The organism is Bacteroides mediterraneensis (assembly GCF_016900355.1).
In the GTDB taxonomy this organism is placed as follows: Bacteria; Bacteroidota; Bacteroidia; order Bacteroidales; family Bacteroidaceae; genus Phocaeicola.
Genome location: NZ_JACJKA010000009.1, coordinates 90,060 through 105,303, shown reverse-complemented (window position 1 = coordinate 105,303; position 15,244 = coordinate 90,060). Strand labels below are relative to the sequence as shown.

The 15,244-nt window shown below is 42.8% G+C and carries 11 protein-coding genes and 4 pseudogenes; 8 read left to right on the top strand and 7 right to left on the bottom strand.

Translation table 11 applies throughout. The features are described from left to right. Nucleotides 1–107, top strand: a pseudogene (locus H6A28_RS15125) (IS982 family transposase); the annotation flags it as partial. Nucleotide 108: 1 nt separating this feature from the next. Here H6A28_RS15125 and H6A28_RS06760 read toward each other — a convergent pair. From H6A28_RS06760 to H6A28_RS06740, 5 genes and pseudogenes are all read right to left on the bottom strand, one after another. Further along, nucleotides 109–699 carry a DUF262 domain-containing protein gene (locus tag H6A28_RS06760; RefSeq protein ID WP_239465284.1) on the bottom strand — a complete coding sequence of 197 codons (591 nt, stop codon included), beginning with the start codon at nucleotides 697–699 and terminating at the stop codon, nucleotides 109–111. 15 nt (nucleotides 700–714) lie between these two features. After that, nucleotides 715–1,191 carry a hypothetical protein gene (locus H6A28_RS06755; RefSeq protein WP_204475088.1) on the bottom strand — a complete coding sequence of 159 codons (477 nt, stop codon included), beginning with the start codon at nucleotides 1,189–1,191 and terminating at the stop codon, nucleotides 715–717. Between the two features lie 295 nt (nucleotides 1,192–1,486). Continuing rightward, nucleotides 1,487–2,890, bottom strand: a pseudogene (locus tag H6A28_RS06750) (mobilization protein). 223 nt (nucleotides 2,891–3,113) lie between these two features. After that, entirely contained in the window at nucleotides 3,114–4,064 is a 951-nt protein-coding gene (locus tag H6A28_RS06745) for a toprim domain-containing protein (protein ID WP_204479458.1), read from the bottom strand. Nucleotides 4,065–4,295: 231 nt separating this feature from the next. Further along, nucleotides 4,296–4,889 (bottom strand): annotated as a pseudogene (locus H6A28_RS06740) (helicase); the annotation flags it as partial. A 183-nt stretch (nucleotides 4,890–5,072) separates the two neighbouring features. Between H6A28_RS06740 and H6A28_RS06735 the strand changes: the two are divergent. Beyond that, a complete protein-coding gene (locus tag H6A28_RS06735; protein WP_204479456.1) occupies nucleotides 5,073–7,088 on the top strand; it encodes a KUP/HAK/KT family potassium transporter in 2,016 nt (671 codons plus the stop codon). A gap of 158 nt (nucleotides 7,089–7,246) precedes the next feature. Here the strand turns inward: H6A28_RS06735 and H6A28_RS06730 are convergent. Next, nucleotides 7,247–8,367 (bottom strand): annotated as a pseudogene (locus H6A28_RS06730) (PDDEXK nuclease domain-containing protein). A gap of 25 nt (nucleotides 8,368–8,392) precedes the next feature. Further along, the gene (locus H6A28_RS06725; RefSeq protein WP_204479454.1) at nucleotides 8,393–9,622 is read right to left on the bottom strand and encodes a site-specific integrase; all 1,230 of its coding nucleotides are present in this window, start codon (nucleotides 9,620–9,622) and stop codon (nucleotides 8,393–8,395) included. A 432-nt stretch (nucleotides 9,623–10,054) separates the two neighbouring features. Between H6A28_RS06725 and H6A28_RS06720 the strand changes: the two genes are divergently transcribed. The 6 genes from H6A28_RS06720 to H6A28_RS06695 all read left to right on the top strand — a co-directional run bounded on the left by H6A28_RS06720 (nucleotide 10,055) and on the right by H6A28_RS06695 (nucleotide 15,108). Beyond that, nucleotides 10,055–10,864: a Fic family protein gene (locus H6A28_RS06720; RefSeq protein WP_204475084.1), complete on the top strand. Its 810-nt coding sequence runs from the start codon at nucleotides 10,055–10,057 to the stop codon at nucleotides 10,862–10,864. Between the two features lie 256 nt (nucleotides 10,865–11,120). Further along, nucleotides 11,121–11,831, top strand: a complete 711-nt coding sequence (locus H6A28_RS06715; protein ID WP_204479453.1) for a hypothetical protein — start codon at nucleotides 11,121–11,123, stop codon at nucleotides 11,829–11,831. 87 nt (nucleotides 11,832–11,918) lie between these two features. Next, entirely contained in the window at nucleotides 11,919–12,476 is a 558-nt protein-coding gene (locus H6A28_RS06710) for a sugar O-acetyltransferase (protein WP_204475080.1), read from the top strand. Between the two features lie 278 nt (nucleotides 12,477–12,754). Beyond that, nucleotides 12,755–13,429 (top strand): hypothetical protein, encoded by a 675-nt coding sequence (locus H6A28_RS06705; protein ID WP_204479451.1) that lies wholly within the window; start codon nucleotides 12,755–12,757, stop codon nucleotides 13,427–13,429. A gap of 12 nt (nucleotides 13,430–13,441) precedes the next feature. Beyond that, nucleotides 13,442–14,032, top strand: coding sequence for an RNA polymerase sigma-70 factor (locus H6A28_RS06700; RefSeq protein ID WP_204479449.1), 591 nt, complete (start codon nucleotides 13,442–13,444; stop codon nucleotides 14,030–14,032). 65 nt (nucleotides 14,033–14,097) lie between these two features. Further along, the gene (locus H6A28_RS06695) at nucleotides 14,098–15,108 is read left to right on the top strand and encodes a FecR domain-containing protein (protein ID WP_204479447.1); all 1,011 of its coding nucleotides are present in this window, start codon (nucleotides 14,098–14,100) and stop codon (nucleotides 15,106–15,108) included. The last annotated feature ends 136 nt before the right edge of the window (nucleotides 15,109–15,244 follow it).

The window sequence follows — 15,244 nt, the reverse complement described above, 5'->3', positions numbered from 1 at the left end:
ACTTCATTGCCAATTCTCTATCTGCCATAGCAGCATACTGTTTCTTTGAAAAGAAGCCCGCCATTGACCTGTGTTTTGTCAAAGACGGGCAACTTACTATGTTTTGAATTATATCGAACTCACGTTATTTAATACTTTAAGCTTTTTGGCAAAATATTTTTTTGCAAACATAAGGTTTGCGGTATACAATGTTTCTGGGTATTTGTCTGCTGTAGATGATTCTTGTTCTAATATTTTTGTCTTAAAGTACTCATCGCTTGGATTGTCCTTTTCATATCCAAATACAAATGATTTATATATCGAATTATAGGAACGATACAAAAAACGATCAATCCATTCACTCTTTTGCCCGTAATTAATACCTTCATCATCACTGAATGTACGCAAAATTTCATGCAGTAGGATAATTAATGTAGTTAATCGCTGCTGACCATCAATTACATAGTAAGCAGACAATCCTTTTTTAAAGAGCCATAAATCATCTTTCCATTTTTCAATATTTAATATATCGCTTTCTTTTATTGGCTCGACTGTTAGTAAACCGATATAGTGAATTTTGTTAGGGCTAAGATTTTGAATATCTTCCCAAAAATCTTCTAATTGACGTTCTTCCCAAGAATATCCACGTTGAAAATCAGGAATTCGAAATATTTTATTATTGAATATTTCAGATAATGATAAAAGTTTCGTGTCGCTCATAAAATAGTATACTAATTATTGTGGGGTTTTCATAAATTCTAAAATATCATCAATTGTAGCTTTGAAAAAACGTCCGAAGTCATTTGACGTATTTATAGGTTCCCAAATCTTGAAACATTTTTGTCCTAAAGTCCGGCTAAAAGACAGTTGGTAATTTTTCCCACATGCGGAGAAATCAAATACTTCACCTTTTTCACCTTCTTCAAGGGCGTCTGATAAATCTTGTAAATTTTTAATCATTTCATCTTTATTCCCAAGAAAGAAAACTATTGGTTGATGATATTTTGAGTTATTGGGTAAAGTTACAGAATATACTTCGACACCATCTAAGGACGTTTTATTTAAGGTAACAGAACCAGCTGTGAAAGATTTTACCTTTTCAATTTTTGCCGTTTTCTTAAGTTGGGCAAATACGCAAACAGTACTTGAAAGAAAAAAGACTGAAATAAAAATGCATTTTAAACAAGTGGAGAGTGTTTTTGAGAATTTCATAATTGAATGTATGTATTTAAAGATTTAAAAATAAGCGTGAACCGCATGCCACACTCTTACTTGAAGGTCGTAGGAAACCCTGAATACAGATGCAACAATAGCAGCCCACGCTATATGCGTGAGAACCACTATGCTATCCTTGTATTCAGATTGAAAATTTCCTACGTTTTCAAGTACAAGATAAGCATAACGCTTCTTCTAATTCTAATATGTCTTGGAAAGAGTTTCCTCAATCCATTGGCAAAGATACACAATTTAATTGATTATCGGGAATATAGAGCCTCAAACAATCAAGTTATATTTTAAATCCTTTGCCTTTCCTTTCTTCTTGTTGCGGCACTCTTGTTCCATATCTAAGCTTGTGCCATTGTTCCCTGAACCACTCGGCAATCGGTTTCCTGTTTATTGTCAGGTTCAGCCTGCTTTCATCGTCAGGGTCGTTTTCTATCATTAAAATGTCATCCTTGACATCAAAGTTCCGTCTGTGTTGCTCGGAATAGATTTTACCGCTGCATTTCAGGGCTTCTTTTTTGACTATAAGACTTTCAGTCATTTCTTTAGTGAACCCCAGCGTGGCACAGAACTTTTCCATGCGGAGCATTTCCCTGAACATCGGGAACCACCTGAAAGCCTTGTCTATGATTCTGGCGAGCCGTGACAGTTCCTTTTCCTTTATGTCAAGTTCCTGTCTGTGCATTTCCCTGAGATTGTGGATTTGCGTATCATGCTGTTTCTGCATCTGCTGTATCTGGCTCTGCAATTTTTCAATATTGGTGTCCCGTTTTGAAACCTCGTCTTGCAGTTTTTCGTTCGCATGTTCCAGTTCTTTCAGTTTTCAGCTTCCGAAAAGAGAAGCAACACCGCTTGTTATGGCTGTCGCTGCCGTGGTGGCTGTCTTCTTTAGCTTGTCAGTGCGTATTTCTGATTTTACCTGTTTCAGTTCCTGTTCGGCAAGATTTATCTGTTCTTCTTTGTGCCGTTTTGCAGCGTCCATGCGTTGCAGCTCGGCTTTCTGTTTCTCGATGATAAAGTCGTTACGTTCCAGATGTTCCTTGCTTGTAACAGCCTTTGACTGCCCACGCTCCATCAGCAGGATATCGGATGCAAGGGTCTGCATCTGCATCATGTCCTCGTCATTGAGCTTCCGGCTCTTTCCGGTTTCGTGGTTCATCCAGTCGAAAACGATGTGGGCATGATAGTTCGGCTTGAACCATCTGCCGCCTACTTTGAAACTTTCCTTATCCTCTGCTTCCGGCTGACCGTTCAACCAATGCCCTTCGTCCTTGTGCAGGAAGATTTGAAGAGGTGTGATACCCCAGCGTCTTTGGCATTCCTCTCCGAATCTGCGCACGTCCGCCAGTGTGGTGTCCGACCTGACAAGCAACACCCCTTCACGTATGGGCGAGCAACCTGCCACTTTGATGATTTTACCGTTTTTGCCTTTGCGCTCCCGTTCCTTTTCCTGCATGGCACGTCCTGTCTTCTCCTTTACCATCTGCCTGATGTTGTCATAATGCGTCCGCAAATCCGGACTGCCGAAGTCGGGATTTATCCACTGTTCGTTATCGGCGGAGAGTTCGGGAACCACATAGATTCTGGACTCTCCGATGTGGCTCATGTATTCGGCAGTCCTCCTGTTGTGAGCCTCGCTCGATGCGATATTGCAGGGCTTGATATGTATGCTTGATTTTGTTGCCATAGATACTTGTTTTTGAGTTTGTACTTTATTATTTGCTTTTCCGCTGTCCGTAAACGCATGGGGTTCTTAGGGGTGCAACTCATAAGCGGAGATTGCAAAGAGAGGGTCACTCTTTGCTCTGGGTTCTCAGGGGAGAAACGCCCTGAGTGGGTTATTAGGGTAAAACCCTAATCCCCTCGGGAGAGCCCACAACTACGTAAGCGAAGCGTGTAGTTATAGTGGGCTATAACCGAAAGCCTCCCGGTTTATTGGGCGGTGTCTTCACTTTGATGGATTGAGCCTGTTTCTTTGTCTCTGCCCGTTTTTGCAGGTATTCGTTTAAATCCTTGCATCCGCTGTAAATGTGTGAAGCGTCACGTATATATCTGGCATTGTCATATTCCTTTTTGATTTGCTGCAGGGCTTCCATTCCTGCACGGTCATTGTCAAGGAAACAGTGGATGCGCTCATAGCTGCCCAGTGGATAGAGTGCCTTGGAAACATTGGCAACAGAGTTCAGAACCATGTAGTCCTGTCTGTCGAAATCGGGGAATTGCGGACAGCTTTCAAGCCTTAGTGTCAGAAAGGAAAGGTAGTCCATGAACCCCTCAAAAACGTAACATGCTTTTCTCGGCTCTCCCGATTGTCTGATATGTGAAATTTCCTTCGGTGCGATGCAGCCCTTGAAATATCGGTTGCGGATTTCATATCCACCCGATATGTTCGGAAAGGCAATGGCGAAATACCGTTTGCCGTTGTTGGTGAAGTGTGCCTCACGGCATTCTCTTTTCGCCAGTGCCGTATTTATTCCCCTTTCCTGCAGGTAAGAGAGCAGGGCAGGGGAAGACAGCTGCACGATGTCAAGCTGCTGGAAACTCGGCTCGGTGGCAGACTGCCTGTGAAAAGAGAAAGACACGGGACGGACATGCGGTGTCTGTTCCTCTATGCGTTTCAGGATATGCGGAACACTCTCCGTTGCGTAGAGGTGTGCCGCCAGTGCGATGATGTTGCCGCCCTTTCCCAGACCGAAGTCGAACCATTGTTCACGTTCGGTGTTTACCTTGAACGAGGGCTCGTTCTCTTCCCTGAACGGGGATTTGTACCAGAGGTTTACCCCCTGCTGCTTTACTGGGGAATACCCCAGACAGTGCAGATAGTCTGCGATTCTTATCTTTTTTGCTTCTTCTGTTGTCATTTTCGTACGGTTTTGTGATGAGTGAAAAAACGATGATTTGATGAATTTTACCTGTAATAAGCTATTATACAGAATGGTAACACTTCATCATTTTTTCATCAGACTGCTTGCCAAAAAAGAAATGATGATTTCTCTTTTCATCAGCATTATATTCCGATGAATAAATGATGAGCTTGTATTATATTGTAATACAACGTGTTATATACTGTATTCATCATTTCATCAAAATAATCATATAGCGGTCAGCTGTTTCTTGGTTATCGTGTAGAACCTTCCTGTCTTCCTTTTCGTTTCGTAGTGGCAGTCACGGTGGGGAGCAATCTCATAGGCGGTGTAGGAAAGCGAGTTCGGTGCGGAAGTCAGCTTCCATACTTCCTGAACCACTTTCCGCACCTGATATTTCTCTGCCTTTACCTGCGAATAGATAAGCAGTGTCATGAGGTCGTTCAGGCAGAATGATACGCTTTCTACATTCATGTTTGACATGATGTCAAGGAACAGTTCAGCCATTTCTATCTCCAGACGGTTGCGGTTGCTCCGGATGATTTTCTGCAGGGCTGCCGTATGTGTCAGCTTCGGATTGAACCACATACGGCTTTCCTTTTCCGTTGAAAGCTCCCTTTGTGTCAGAAAGAACAGGAAGGCTGGTATTTCCTCTTTCAGCTTTTGCAGGAAATTCGTATCATCGTTCTGCAGCGGATTTATCTTCCTTACCCAGTATCGTGTTTCCCCTGCGTCTATGATTACAGGCAGATACTCATTGTTTGAACACAATACGAACTTGGCGAAGAAGGCTATTTCCGTGCGGTCTTTTCCATCGGCTTTTGAGTTTAATAGTTATACGTAATTCAAACAGACTATTTTTTTAGACAAGCCTTGACCATCGTCAAGGTTTATATGATATTTTTCACGAAAAAAGAAAAGTGAAATCTTATTGTTAAGATTTTATTTTATATTTGCGCCGCTTGAAAGGAAAACAAATATATGTAGAACAAAAAACTACTTTTTATGGCAAACCTATCAAAAGAAGGCAATATTCAACATAAACTTGGATTTGCCGGGTTACTCATCACATTGGGTATTGTTTTTGGTGACATTGGAACATCGCCACTCTATGTTATGAAAGCCATCATTCATACTGGAGAAGCTCTTGATGAAAATTATGTTTTAGGCGCATTGTCTTGTATCATATGGACGCTTACTCTTCAGACTACGGTGAAATATGTGCTGGTGGCTCTCCGTGCCGACAATAACGGGGAGGGTGGCATACTTGCGCTTTATGCCCTTTTACGCCGCCACAGAAGAAGGTGGATTTACATCATTGCCATTATCGGTGCGAGCACTTTGCTTGCTGATGGTATTATCACTCCAGCCATTACGGTCACAACTGCCATAGAAGGACTTGAAAGTATCAGTCCGCATCTGCCTGTGATTCCTATTACACTGACCATTATTACCATTATATTTTTCGTTCAGCGTTTTGGTACAGAAAATATAGGACGGTCATTTGGCATATTTATGCTACTTTGGTTCCTGCTTCTTGGAATCGCCGGAGCTATCAGTCTGACTTCCTATCCTCAAGTATTCAAGGCATTCAATCCTTACTATGCCATACGGTTATTAGTGGAATCCCCCCACTGGTTTCTGATATTGGGTGCCGTTTTCTTGTGTACCACTGGTGCAGAAGCCTTATACTCTGATTTAGGGCACTGTGGCAGACGAAATATTACGGTCAGTTGGATATTTGTAAAGGTGATGCTTATTCTAAATTATTTGGGGCAAGGAGCGTGGGTATTGCATCATCCGGAAAGTGCAGAAGGTACAGTGAACCCATTTTATTCAATCATGCCACAAGAAATACTGTTGTTTTCCATAGCAATGGCTACCGGGGCAGCTATTGTTGCGAGCCAAGCTCTAATAAGCGGTTCATTTTCCATATTGAGTGAAGCTATGAACTTGAATTTCTGGCCTCGTATGCGTATTAAGCACCCTACCAACGTAAAAGGTCAGTCATTTATTCCAATGGTAAACCTTGTAATGTATATTGGAGTAATATTTACTATATTGTTGTTTCGAGATTCCACCCACATGGAAGCCGCTTATGGACTTGCCATAACTATTACAATGTTGATGACAACATTGTTGTTGGGATTCTATTTGCATATGCATAACATTCCACGCATTCTATCAATACTGTTTGTCGGCGGATATTGTGTTATTGAAGGTATTTTCCTTGCTGCAAACCTGTCCAAATTTATGGTCGGAGGTTGGTTTACGCTGTTAATAGGTGGATTATTATGTTTTATCATGTTTGTATGGGTAAGTGCCAACAAAATTCGTCGAAAACATATGTCTTCCAAACGGTTGAGTGAATACTACAACATTATTTCTGATATTAAGGCGGACGAAAGCATATCCAAATATGCTTCTAATCTTGTCTATGTGAATCATGCAGACAAAGAAGGTTGTGTGGACGATAAATTGTTGTATTCCATAATTAATAAGCAGCCTAAACGGGCAGATCATTATTGGCTTATTAACCTTGAATTTGTGGATACACCAGACACACTTGAATATAATTGTTCCACATTAATAAAAGGGACATTGTTTAGTATAACCATGCGTATAGGTTTTCGTATAGAACCGCGCGTGAGCCTTTATTTACGACAAGTAGTTGATGACCTTGTTGCGGATGGTGAAGTAGAACTAACAAGCTCTTATCCTTCATTGCATAAGAATGGCATACCGGGTGATTTTCGCTTTATTATTATCCACCGGATATATTATCCTGAAGATTCCCGTAACCGCCGACAAAATTTGCTGATGAGCCTTTATGCCTTAATTAGAAAGATAGGCATTGGAGAACCGAGGGCGTTGGGGCTTGACACATCGGTTGTTGTTGTCGAGCGTGTACCGTTAATTATAGCTAATAGGGCAAAACATATTCGTCGTATAGAGCGGATTAAGCCTGAAAAATGCGATAATGATGCTAATATAGTCTTGGAAGAACAGAATGTATCATAAGTGACTTGCTATAATTATCGTCTGCATTTACGGTTTAGTTCTGTCTTTTGTATATACATCCAAACTAACCTAAACCTATTCTTGTTGGCAGTAATAAACGTGCTGGCGAAAAGAGAAAGAATGGCTTTCCTTCTTTTCGCCAGTAGTGTTTTTTATTGCTAATAGTTTGCAGTTGAAATGAACTTCTTAATTTCCTCTTCAGTGGGAAGTTCTATCATATACTTTTGCACGAAGATGTTCGGGTCTAATCCGGCAGTGGCGTATTTTACCAACGTGTCGCCCTTCTCGGTGCAAAGCAGGATGCCCACAGGCGGATTGTCGTCGGGTTGCATCACTTCCGCCTTGAAGTAGTTAAGATATAGGTTCAGTTGCGAAGCGTATTCGTGGCGGAACTTGTCTATCTTCAATTCCACGATGACATGGCATTTCAAAATGCGGTGGTAAAACACGAGGTCGGCAAAGAAATAATCCCCGTCTATCAGGATTCTCTTTTGGCGTGCTTCGAAGCAGAACCCATGCCCCATTTCCAACAGGAAGTGTTGCAGGTTGTCGAGAATGGATTGCTCCAAGTCGCTTTCCGTTACCAAAGCACGGTCGTTCAATCCCAAGAACTCCAACGTAACAGGCGTGTTAATAATGTCTTTGGGCTGCAGCGGCATGGCTTGCCGTTGCAGCCCAAAGCAGATAAGGCTTCTTTGTTTTTCGACAATCCGCTGCGCTCGTAATAGAGGGAATTGATTTGCCGCTCCAGTTCTCTTGCTGACCAACAACCCCTTATTGCTTCCATTTCATAGAAAGCACGTTTGACCGGATTTTCTATTTTAGAAATAAACTTTAAATGAGAATACGGTAATCTTTCAAATAATCTATCAGCTTGTGTATTCCATTCACTTGGTTGATTATTAACGGATTGTAATTCGGCACTCACCGTGTGCCGAATTGGGTCTGTGAATTCGGCGGACAGTGTGTGCCGAATTTCGCTTCCTGCCAATATGTATTGTGCGATAGGCTCTTTCAGTTGCGGATAAACAAGGTATAGCCGCCGGAACTCACGAAACCTGCGCTCGTTCAGTCCTTTGACATTCAACCGCTGTTCCAGTTTCTTCAACAGTTGTTCGCCGTATGCGGCACGGTCTTCACCGTTTTGCTCAAACTCCACGATATAGCAGCCCATGAGCCAATTGCGGGCAGTCAGGGCGAGGTTTACAGCGTGTGCGGCTTGCGCCTGCAACGTGCTTTGTATCGTGCTGATATGTTTTACTAATGCTTCAAAGTCCATAGTTGCAAAGGTAAGTCTTTTATGGTTAAAACTTTAATTCCGGCAGGCTGTTTATCGCCTCCTCTTTCAATTTATCCACCGCACGGGTGTATTTCTCCGTATGTTTCAGTCCGCTATGCCCGAGCAGGCTGGCAACCGTCTTGATGTTCGCCCCATTGTTGAGGATATTTACGGCGAATGAGTGACGGGCGCAATGCCAGCTTATGTGCTTATCTATCCCGGCTCTTTTCACCCAACGCTTGACGGATTTGCAGCAACTTTCATACGAAGGCAGGTTGAAGATGAGAGCGTCTTTGTTACCGTCTGCCGGCGGTTCTCCCACAAGCGAAAGAAGACCGTCATTGAGCGGAATGACCACACCGCTACTGGCGGAATGACCTTTGGTCTTGTTCTGCTCAAATTTTAGCAGCTTATTAGCGTAGTCGATATTCTTATAGGTAAGGTCTTTCACATCACAGAAGCGCAAGCCACAATACAGGCAAAAGATAAACGCACGCCTTACGTTGGGGTTCTCGTTGTCATAATGGCACGCAATCAACCGCTGGATTTCTTCCGGCGAAAGCACGTCCTTGCGTAGTATCTGGCTATCCGCCTTGCAGGTAACGCCTTTGCAGGGGTCTTTCAGCATCACATCGTGGTCAATCGCATAGTGGATAACCTTCTTGAAACGTTGGAAGATGCTTTTAGCCCCTTCGCCCACGCTCCGGGATTGCAGATAAGCTACGAACTGTTCCATCATGTCCTTCGTGATAAGTTCCGGCTTGATGCCGAACTCGTGCATCGGGTAATGTTCCTTCAAAAAGTCCTTGAAACGGCTTAGGGCGATTTGCACCATCCGAATGTCTTTCTTGGTATAGTCATTGATATAGGCTTGAAAATAATCCAAGAAATTCACGTTCCGGTCTTTTTTCAGGCGATAGCCCAACATACTTTCCTTAAACTCCTGTTCACGTTCGGCACGTATTTTTACAGCAAGCTCCAGTGTTTCCTTGTTCTGCTGGCGTTCCGCAGGGGTACGTGGCTTCTCTATCAGATACAGGCTGAGGTTCTCTTTTCGCCTGTGATGCTTGATAGCGAACTTCGGCTTTCCCCACATCTTACCGCTTTCATAATACACCTGATTACCGTTTTCATCCAATACAGGCTTTTCCTCTCTACCCAAATAATACTCCAGATACAAACTAATTCTGCCGTCCGACAGCCTGTTTTGCTCCAATTTAGGGTTTTCTTTCGTTTTATTTTCTAACTTTGCCATTGTTTAGAGGTTTTATCCCGATTTAGGTACCATAACCGGGTGATTACGCTAAATAATTGATTTTCTTTTGTTTTCCGATATTGCAAAGGTACAAAAGAAAATGGAATTTCAAAGTGTACTAAAAGTGTACTTAATGACGAAAAATGGGCAAAATATGGCAAAAATAGAGAAAATAAGAAAGATGCAAATAATTGATAATAAGGAAGATAAATTCTTTTATTTTCCTATGATTTCTATGCCTTGTACCGGGTCTGGGTACCACAGGAAGCTAAGCAACTGAGAAATCAATGCTTAGCTTTTTTTCTTTTACTGAAATTTTCCTCATATTTTTTCCAAAAGTATAAAAAATAGAGTAGTAAGTCATTATTTTCTTTGGCTACGCAATGCAAATACACTACCTTTGAAAAGATAAATCCTATTAAATAAGAGTCCATGGAACAAGGTGTTTGGCAGGAGATAGAACAGTTATACCAAAAGTTTCGTCAACTTGGTATCAGTGAAGCGGTGGACTATGAGAAGTACTACCTCTATTCTCTTATTGCCCATTCTACAGCGATTGAGGGTTCCACACTCACCGAAGTGGAGGCACAAATGCTTTTTGATGAGGGGCTGACTGCCAAAGGAAAGCCGCTGGTATATCACTTGATGAATGAGGACTTAAAGAAGGCATACGAGCTTGCTAAAGAGGAAGCCAAGCGTAAAGAGTCAATCACCTCGCCATTTTTGCAAAGATTGAATGCAACGCTGATGCGTACTACAGGCAGCATACACCATGTAATGGGTGGCTCCTTTGATTCTTCCAAAGGAGAATTTCGTTTGTGCGGCGTTACGGCAGGTGTGGGTGGTCGTTCTTATATGAGTTATCAGAAAGTTCCTGCTAAGGTAGATGAATTGTGTATAGTTCTTCAAGAAAAGCAAAGAGCGGCGACAACTTTTCGTGAACGCTACGAGTTGAGTTTTAATGCCCATCTTAATTTAGTAACCATTCATCCGTGGGTAGATGGCAACGGAAGAACCGCCCGCCTGCTGATGAATTACATTCAGTTCTGCTACAACCTATTTCCGACTAAGATATTCAAAGAAGACAGGGAAGAGTATATTTCTGCTTTACAGCAATCACAGGAAGAAGAAACAAATCAGCCTTTCTTGGGCTTTATGGCTGGCCAGTTAAAGAAATCGCTCTCTTTAGAGATTGAACGGTTCAAGAGTTCTCAAAAAAAATTTCTTAGCTTGATGTTTTAGTTATATTCATGTACGAGCTACATGAATATAACTACACTTTAATGTTGACTGGAGTTCTTTTAAGTAATGGGGGAAACAAACGAAGCTTAATTATTGATTATTAGAAAAGATTCTATACATTCGCAGAAATGGGCAGCGTGAAATCTGTTTCTTGGTCATTTGATTATACATATATACCCTGACCATTTACATCAATAAAAGGAAATACAATCATTTCCTTCTGGAAAACTTTGATTAACCATAAATTCCGAATCGTATGAAAAACAATCTGTTTGTAATGTGTGGTGTGATAGCACTTTCTGTCCTTTCAGTCGGTTGTAGCCCACGTCATGCCCCGAAAGAAACTTCCTCCGTTATAGGGGTGATAGGAGGGAGTGACGGACCTACTTCTATTTATGTACAAGAGGATACTTCTGATTTCCTTTTGCAGCGGGGACTGGAGGTGATAGAGAAAATGTGTATCTTGGCTAAGGATAGCACCTATATTCACTATTGTACGCAGAACGCAGACATTATCTCTCGGGTGAAACACCTCGCTTCTTGCCATTATCATTCAGGTTATAAGTTTTTTGAGATTGTCTTTTCGCCAGCTTTTTTGAAAAAAAAAATGACTGGGAGAAACAAGGAAACCTCTGATAAGTTGTTTTTTGAACGGTTTTGTCAGAGTATTCCTATGTGGATAAACGCTTATGCAGGTTCTGCGAACGTGGCCGCCATTTCTATGCTCGCTTGTGAGGAGGTGTTTCATTGCCACACGCTTGCACATCCTTGCTTTTATCTGTACCGTTTTGAGCAAGGAATTGATTGTATGGTATGGTTTGTTCCTCGAAAGGAGAGCATTGTGCAGTCGTATGCCACTTTTTTGGTTCATGAACGGCTGGCAGACCTAAAGACTGCAAATGAGCTGAAGGCTTTCTTTTCTGAAATGATAGGTGTTGCAGAAATAGAGGTGAAAGAGATTAACTAATAGGCACATCTTGTAGTTCTCTCTTTTTTGCAGATAAGCAAAATTCCTCCTACCTTTGACTATGGTAATTTTATAAACTGAAATCCTATGAAAACAGAATACGAAAAAATGCGCAGTCAGGAGCTCTATGATTTTTCCGAACCGGAAATACAGGCCAGCCTGATACACGCCAAGAAAGTGTGCGCCCGGTTGCAGACGATGACCATTTACGACGACGATTACCGTCAGGTGATGGAAGACCTGATTCCCGGTTTCCCGAAGACCGCTACCATTTGTCCCCCGTTCCATTGTGACCACGGCAACGGCATTATCCTGGGAGAGAATGTGTTCATGAATTATGATTGTATCATACTCGACGGCGGTTATGTCCGTATCGGGAAAAACACGCTGGTCGGTCCTCATTGCCAGTTCTACACGCCCCAACACCCCATGGACTATGTGGCACGTCGGGAAGAAAAAGAAACGGCCTATCCCATTACAGTCGGTGAGGACTGCTGGTTGGGGGGCAATGTGGTGGTCTGTCCGGGGGTGACCATCGGTAACCGCTGCATCATTGCGGCAGGTAGTGTAGTGACCCGTGATATTCCCGATGATTCCCTTGCGGCAGGTGTGCCGGCAGTGGTGAAAAGAAGTCTGAAGAAATAATTTGCTTTCTACGGTGTATAAATCAAAAACGCCCTGAAGCATACTCTTTTTTGTCCTGATAAATTCTCTGTTTCACAGTGCGAGATTTGTATTCCACACTGTGAAATATATATCCCACACTGTGGTTTTTGTATCCCACACTGTGGGACAGAGAAAATGCAAGTAGTGAGAGGCTTTTTTCATCAAGGTGTTTCCCTTTTTATGGGAGAGAATTTAGTGCTTTTTAGGATAAGGTTAAGTGAAAAAACTTAACTTTGCGCGAAACAAACCTTTAGACTATGAATGCAAGACTCTTCTTGATGGTGGGCTGTGTGGCTGGAATGTGTGCTGCCTGTACCCATAAAGGAACTGGATTTCAGTCAGGTAATCAGACTGTTGTGCATACGCTTATCTTGGAGGCAGACAGTCTGATGCGGAGTGATTCTTTGTTCTGGAATGTGCCGGTCGACAGAGCACATCCGCGGGTCTGTATTTATGATTCATTGATTCGGGAAAAACTGGACAGCGCCATTGCGTTGTGTCCCAATAAGCAGACTTACCTTTTGAAATATACTTATTTGCTCCGCAGCTGGCGCCTGCCGGAAGTGTTGGCGTTGCTCCGCGAGATGGATACTTGCATGCGTGATTTCATGTCACCCGAATTGTGGAATATGAAAGCGATGCTGGAGGACTATCAGGGAGATTCGGTGGTAGCAAGGAAGGATTTTCTACGGGCGGATTCAGCCTATGGAGTCAAAGTGCAGGAAGTGACACAAGATTCTTTAATGTACGGGTTTATCCGCTTGGAGAAGGCTTTTAACCTTGCATTGATGAAAAATGATTTCCACCCGTTACAAGAAGAAATTGCGTTTTATGAACGGGTACATGGTTCGGCCATCAGCGGAATGGAGCAGTGGAAGAATCTGACAGATAAAGGTGAATATTATCGGCAGGTGTTTGGTCAGCCGGAATAAGCAGGATAAGCAATGGAACTTACGGAACGGATTATCATAGAGCAACTGAAGCGGGGTAATGAGGAGGCTTACAGGCATCTTTATCGTCATCATTATGCGCTGTTGTGTCACGTGGCCCGTGAGTATGTAGGCGATGATTTTCTGGCCGAGACTTTGGTGGGCGATGTCATTTTCCATTTATGGGAAGTGCGTACAACACTTGATATTCAGGTTTCTTTGCGGAGTTATCTGGTACGTGCTGTGCGCAATCACTGCATGGATTATCTGGCCTCCAAGAAAGAACGGACGGAAGTGGCTCTTTCTGCCATGCCGGAGGAAGGAGAAACACGTTATTTGCAGTCTGATGATTATCCGTTGGGGAGCCTGCTGGAGCATGAGTTGGAGGAGAAAATTTATCAGGCCATCCGTCATTTGCCAGAGGTTTGTAGGACAGTGTTTGTGAAAAGTCGTTTCGAGGGGAAAAAATATGAAGAGATTGCCACGGAACTGAATATCTCTGTCAATACGGTGAAGTACCACATAAAGAGTGCATTAGCCTCCCTTCATGCAGAGCTGGGGAAATATTTGCTGGCTCTTCTGCTGTTTTTTTTCACCTTCAAATAAAAAAATAATGTGTTTCGCCTACCCATGTAAGCGGAATTTTCGTCTCACTTATAGAAACCCTGAAAATGGAAGAAAGAAATTCACATATCGACGAACTGATTGCGGCGTTTCTGAGCAACGGATTGGACAAGGAAGCGCGTGAGGAGCTGGAGGCATGGATTTCTGCTTCCGAAGACAACCGCCGTTACTTCATGCAACAGCAGGAAATTTGGTTTTCTGCTGTGCAGGAAGAAGAATGCACGCATTACGATGCTGACCGGGCTTTCGAGGTTTTCCGTCAACGGGTGGCCGAACATCGGACCTCGAAACAGCCGAAGAGGACTATCGGCTGGAAGTCTGTGTTCAAATATGCGGCGGCCGTACTGGTGGTAGGGCTTGTTTCTTTCTTCTCTTATCAGAAGGGTGAACGTAACTTGAAAGAGGCTCTGACCCAGGTGGAAGTGGAAGCACCTTTGGGAGCACAGACCCGTCTTCGTTTGCCCGATGGTACGCTGGTGGTGTTGAATGCCGGTTCCCGTCTGGTCTATCCGCAGGATTTCGGAGTGGACAATCGGGAAGTGGAGCTGAGCGGAGAAGGCTATTTTGAGGTAGCCCGCAACGAAAATCTTCCTTTTCATGTGCAAACTCCTTCCTTATCGGTTCGAGTGTTGGGTACCAAGTTTAATTTTCGGGACTATCCGAATGATGAGGATGCTGTGGTTTCTTTGTTGGAGGGAAAAGTAGCGTTGGGAAACCGTATTCGGGAAGAAGCCGAGATTATTCTGCTTCCGGATGAGCAGGTGACACTAGATAAGGAAGAGGGGTATATGAAGAAGAAATCTACAAAGGTGAAGAATAGCTTAGAATGGACTTCTGGTAGATTATTTTTTGATGAGATGCCTTTGCCCGAAGTGGCTAAGATTCTGGAACGTAGTTATGATGTGCATATCACCTTTGCCATGGATTCATTGCGCAAGTACCGTTTTTACGGGCGATTCAACCGTAGTGAGCAGAGTGTGCGAGATATTTTGGAGGTGTTGAAGAAGACAGGAAAAATTCGCTACATACAGAAAGAAAAAAACATAACCTTATATTGACCGATTGTTAAACACACTAAAACCTTATGTCGTATGAAAGTAGATACTTGATTTTTGGTTTGTGGAGAAATAAAAAACCGGAAGAAAGGGAAGTTCCTCCGGTCATAGCCTTAGTTTCTCCTAACTTGCTTGTTTT

What these genes read in the sequence shown, in the direction of transcription:
- H6A28_RS06760 (WP_239465284.1), bottom strand. Translation starts at nt 699, where the DNA reads ATGAGCGACACGAAACTTTTATCATTATCTGAAATATTCAATAATAAA.
- H6A28_RS06755 (WP_204475088.1), bottom strand. Translation starts at nt 1,191, where the DNA reads ATGAAATTCTCAAAAACACTCTCCACTTGTTTAAAATGCATTTTTATT.
- H6A28_RS06745 (WP_204479458.1), bottom strand. Translation starts at nt 4,064, where the DNA reads ATGACAACAGAAGAAGCAAAAAAGATAAGAATCGCAGACTATCTGCAC.
- H6A28_RS06735 (WP_204479456.1), top strand. Translation starts at nt 5,073, where the DNA reads ATGGCAAACCTATCAAAAGAAGGCAATATTCAACATAAACTTGGATTT.
- H6A28_RS06725 (WP_204479454.1), bottom strand. Translation starts at nt 9,622, where the DNA reads ATGGCAAAGTTAGAAAATAAAACGAAAGAAAACCCTAAATTGGAGCAA.
- H6A28_RS06720 (WP_204475084.1), top strand. Translation starts at nt 10,055, where the DNA reads ATGGAACAAGGTGTTTGGCAGGAGATAGAACAGTTATACCAAAAGTTT.
- H6A28_RS06715 (WP_204479453.1), top strand. Translation starts at nt 11,121, where the DNA reads ATGAAAAACAATCTGTTTGTAATGTGTGGTGTGATAGCACTTTCTGTC.
- H6A28_RS06710 (WP_204475080.1), top strand. Translation starts at nt 11,919, where the DNA reads ATGAAAACAGAATACGAAAAAATGCGCAGTCAGGAGCTCTATGATTTT.
- H6A28_RS06705 (WP_204479451.1), top strand. Translation starts at nt 12,755, where the DNA reads ATGAATGCAAGACTCTTCTTGATGGTGGGCTGTGTGGCTGGAATGTGT.
- H6A28_RS06700 (WP_204479449.1), top strand. Translation starts at nt 13,442, where the DNA reads ATGGAACTTACGGAACGGATTATCATAGAGCAACTGAAGCGGGGTAAT.
- H6A28_RS06695 (WP_204479447.1), top strand. Translation starts at nt 14,098, where the DNA reads ATGGAAGAAAGAAATTCACATATCGACGAACTGATTGCGGCGTTTCTG.